Source organism: Mycobacterium sp. (assembly GCF_049673265.1).
GTDB lineage: Bacteria > Actinomycetota > Actinomycetes > Mycobacteriales > Mycobacteriaceae > Mycobacterium.
In genome coordinates, this window is the sequence record NZ_JBATXN010000011.1 from 1 (window position 1) to 3660 (window position 3660).

Sequence of the window (3660 nt, forward strand, 5' to 3'; positions counted from 1 at the left end):
GTTTCCCAGTGTGCGATCCACGGCCCGGTGCCCTCCGACTGGTCGACGATCCCGTCTTCGAGCCAGTCGTAACGACCCTTCAGCACATTGCGCGCCAGCGCACTGTCGGTGCTGTCGGTGTTGTCCCACAAGGCATTGAACAAGGCCTCGACCCGCAGGGTGGCCTGCTGACAGAACGCATCGGCCAGCTCATATGCCTGCTCACCCTGGCCCTTATCCGCGGCTCGCTGAGCTTCGGCCCGGACGCACGAGGCCGACATCGCGAACAACTCCGCACCGATATCCACCACCCGCCCGAGGAATCCCTGCTTCTGCTCCAGCGCTGCTTGCCAACGTGCCATCCCGTAGAAGGTGTTGCGGGCCAGCTTGCGGGCGGAGCGCTCGACGAATCGCAGATGTGTCGCCAATCGGCCGAACTCGCGATACGCCGTCGGTCGTTGACCCTCGCCGAAAACCAATTGCGGCAACCACTTTGCGTAGAATCCGCTCGCGCCAACCGCAGCCTTGGCCTTGGCCTTCACGTCGGCCTTGGGATTTGCAAGGTCGCCTGCCGCACTCAGATGGGCGTCGACCGCCTCACGGGCGATCAGCAGCCGCATGATCTCACTGGATCCTTCGAAGATGCGGTTGATCCTCAGGTCGCGCACCACCTGCTCCACCGGCACGGCCCGCTCCCCGCGCGCGGCCAGCGACTCAGCGGTCTCATAGCCTCGACCGCCGCGGATTTGCAACAGCTCGTCGGCGATCACGCAGGCCATCTCGCTTGACCACAACTTGGCCAGTGCCGCCTCGATCCGGATGTCGTTGCGGCCCTCGTCGGCCATCTGACCGGACAACTCCAACACCGATTCGAGCGCGTAACTGGTCGCGGCCATAAACGAGATCTTGTTGGCGACCGCCGCATGTTCGCCGACAGGTTTGCCCCACTGCACTCGCTCGCACGACCACTCCCGAGCGACTTTCAGCGACCACTTGGCGGAGCCAGCTGCAATCGCGGGTATCGAAAGTCGCCCGGCGTTCAGGGTGGTCAGCGCGATCTTCAGGCCGTCGCCTTCCCGACCGATCAGGTTTTCCGCCGGCACCCGGACACGATGCATCCGCGTCAGACCATTTTCGATCCCGCGCAACCCCATGAACTTGTTGCGCCGCTCCACGGTGATGCCCGGTGAATCGGCCTCGACGACGAACGCGCTGATGCCACCGCGGTGCCCATCGCTCTTGGGCACGGTCGCCATCACCACCAGCAGGTCGGCGACCACGCCGTTTGTCGTCCACAGCTTCACGCCGTCCAGTTCGTAGGCCTGTCCGTCGTCGATCGGAGTGGCCGTCGAGGCCAGGCGCGCCGGGTCGGAGCCGACATCCGGCTCGGTGAGCAAGAACGCCGATATTGCCCCGGCGGCACAACGCGGCAAGAACTTCCGCTTCTGTTCCTCGCTTCCGGCGAGCTTGAGCGGTTCGGGTACCCCGATCGACTGATGCGCTGAAAGCAGCGCGCCGAGACTGGCATGTACGGTCGAAACCATCTGCAGTGCACGGTTATACGCGACTTGCGACATGTTCAGGCCGCCGTACTCGGACGGAATTTTCATGCCGAAGCAACCAAGCTCAGCAAGGCCTTTGACGTATTCGTCGGGAATCTGCGCGTCGCGCTCGATGACGCTGCCGTCGATCGTGTCGAGGAATTCCCGCAGCTGAGCTAAGAACTTCTCGGTGCGGGCCGCGTCTTCGTCAGAGGGCCTGGGAAATGGGTGAATGAGCTCAAGCGGAAAACGGCCGAGGAATAGCTCCTTGGCTAAAGACGGTTTATCCCAACCGCTTTCGCGAGATTCCTCAGCTACCGCTCTCGCTTGTTCCTCGCTGACCTGTGCCTGCTGCGCCATCTGACACTCCTCGCTGGACGGGCTTACCCGGGTGTAATACCCAGTGTTACTCGCGAGTAACGCTCCGGTCCATGCTTTCGCAGAACGACGGCTCTCAGTTAGGCGTCGAGTTCCTGGGCCACGGCTTTGACCACCTCGGAGACCCTGCGAGCGGTTTTGCGGTCCGGGTAGCGGCCCTTTCGCAGTTCGGGCTGCACGGTGCTCTCCAGGAGAGTGATCATGTCCTCAACCATGCCGTGCAGCTCATCCGGGCTGTGCTTGTGTTCGGCCGGCCCCTCCCGGCGTGGCCGCGCCAGGCTAGGCGGCGGGTCAATCAGTTTGAGGCTCAACGCCTGCGGTCCGCGCCGTCCGGAGGCAACACCGAATTCAACGCGCTGCCCCGCCTTGAGGTCTTCGACGCCGGCAGGCAACGCCGAGGAGCGGACGTAGACATCCTCGCCGTCCTCCTGGGATAGGAAGCCGAATCCTTTCGCAGCGTCGTACCACTTCACCTTGCCTGTCGGCACCGGTCTCACCTGCTTGTCTGACTGGAAACTAGGTATGAGCAACACAATGAAGCGCCCCGCCTGCGCAGGACGCGATGACGACCGATCCTACTCGGAAGGGCCACAGCCGAGCACCCTGTTTCCCGGTACTCTGGCATTACCGCTGGAGGAGACAATGCGCCTGGTCCTGAACGTCATCTGGTTGATTTTCGGCGGCCTTTGGTTGGCCCTCGGCTATCTGCTGGCGGCGCTGGTCTGCTTCATGCTCATCGTCACCATCCCGTTTGGGTTCGCAGCGTTGCGCATCGCATCTTATGCGCTGTGGCCGTTCGGGCGGACGATCATCGAGAAGCCCGGCGCGGGTACCGGGACGTTGATCGGCAACATCATCTGGCTGCTGTTGTGTGGGATTTGGCTCGCAATCGGGCACTTGGTGAGCGCGGTGGCGATGGCCGCGACGATCATCGGTATTCCGCTGGCGCTGGCCAATCTCAAACTGATCCCGGTGTCGCTGGTGCCGTTAGGCAAAGAGATAGTTGCAATCGGTTCCGACCGAAACCGCACTGAATCACTGGCGGGACACCGCTGAACGGTCACCCGAGGGTCAGCTGTGAGCCGTTTCTCGGCCACTTATTGGTGTGAGTTCAGTCACATAACGGATTGATCACGGGACGGCAACGGCCCGATATCGCAGCCACCGACCTGCACAGACGACGGGGCTTCCTGGCGTTTTCCGCGTCGACGGAACACGAAACGCCGGAGGCGACAAAAAATGACTCTGCCACGATCACCCGCTACCGTCGTGCGCGGGCTCGCCGAATCTTCCTGAGCGACGGGCCTTCTCGCCTATAGCGCCGAGCTCCATCCGATAGGCGGGAACACAACAACCCGTGGATGGAGACGGGGGACCCATCGGTCCGCCGAAATCGGACCGGAGCCGTACCCGGCTCCTTGGGGTGAAGCCACCACCGTTTCGCATCAGATTCGGCGTGGCCGGGCGACCTCTCCCGCCCGAACCCGACAGCTGACCTCGTGGGCGCATCAAGAGAGGACGTCTTCGCGTATGAGCGGACGGCATCGCAAGCCCACCACGTCGAACATCAACGTCGCCAAACTCGCATTCACCGGCGCAGTGATCGGTGGCGGCGGCATCGCACTTGCGGGCCACGCGTCCGCGGCTACCGACGAGCAATGGGACGCTGTCGCCGGCTGCGAGGCGGGCGGCAACTGGGCCATCAACACCGGCAACGGCTACCACGGCGGGCTGCAGTTCTCACAAGGCACCTGGGCCGCAC

4 protein-coding genes and 1 riboswitch are annotated in these 3660 nt (G+C 63.3%); of the genes, 2 read left to right on the top strand and 2 right to left on the bottom strand.

Going from position 1 to position 3660, the window contains the following annotated elements:
* On the bottom strand, positions 1-1880 hold a 1880-nt coding region (locus tag WBF82_RS00270), incomplete at its 3' end, for an acyl-CoA dehydrogenase family protein (RefSeq protein ID WP_424381115.1).
* Between the two features lie 98 nt (positions 1881-1978).
* Positions 1979-2386 (bottom strand): cold-shock protein, encoded by a 408-nt coding sequence (locus WBF82_RS00275; protein ID WP_424381116.1) that lies wholly within the window; start codon positions 2384-2386, stop codon positions 1979-1981.
* A gap of 154 nt (positions 2387-2540) precedes the next feature.
* Here WBF82_RS00275 and WBF82_RS00280 point away from each other — a divergent pair, with 154 nt between their 5' ends.
* Together WBF82_RS00280 and WBF82_RS00285 are read left to right on the top strand one after the other, a co-directional pair.
* On the top strand, positions 2541-2954 hold the full coding sequence (locus WBF82_RS00280; RefSeq protein ID WP_424381117.1) for a YccF domain-containing protein: 414 nt from the start codon (positions 2541-2543) through the stop codon (positions 2952-2954).
* 253 nt (positions 2955-3207) lie between these two features.
* Positions 3208-3420: riboswitch (cyclic di-AMP (ydaO/yuaA leader) on the top strand.
* Between the two features lie 8 nt (positions 3421-3428).
* Positions 3429-3660: transglycosylase family protein (locus tag WBF82_RS00285; RefSeq protein ID WP_424381118.1), on the top strand; the 232-nt coding region annotated here is incomplete at its 3' end.

What these genes read in the sequence shown, in the direction of transcription:
- WBF82_RS00280 (WP_424381117.1), top strand. Translation starts at nt 2,541, where the DNA reads ATGCGCCTGGTCCTGAACGTCATCTGGTTGATTTTCGGCGGCCTTTGG.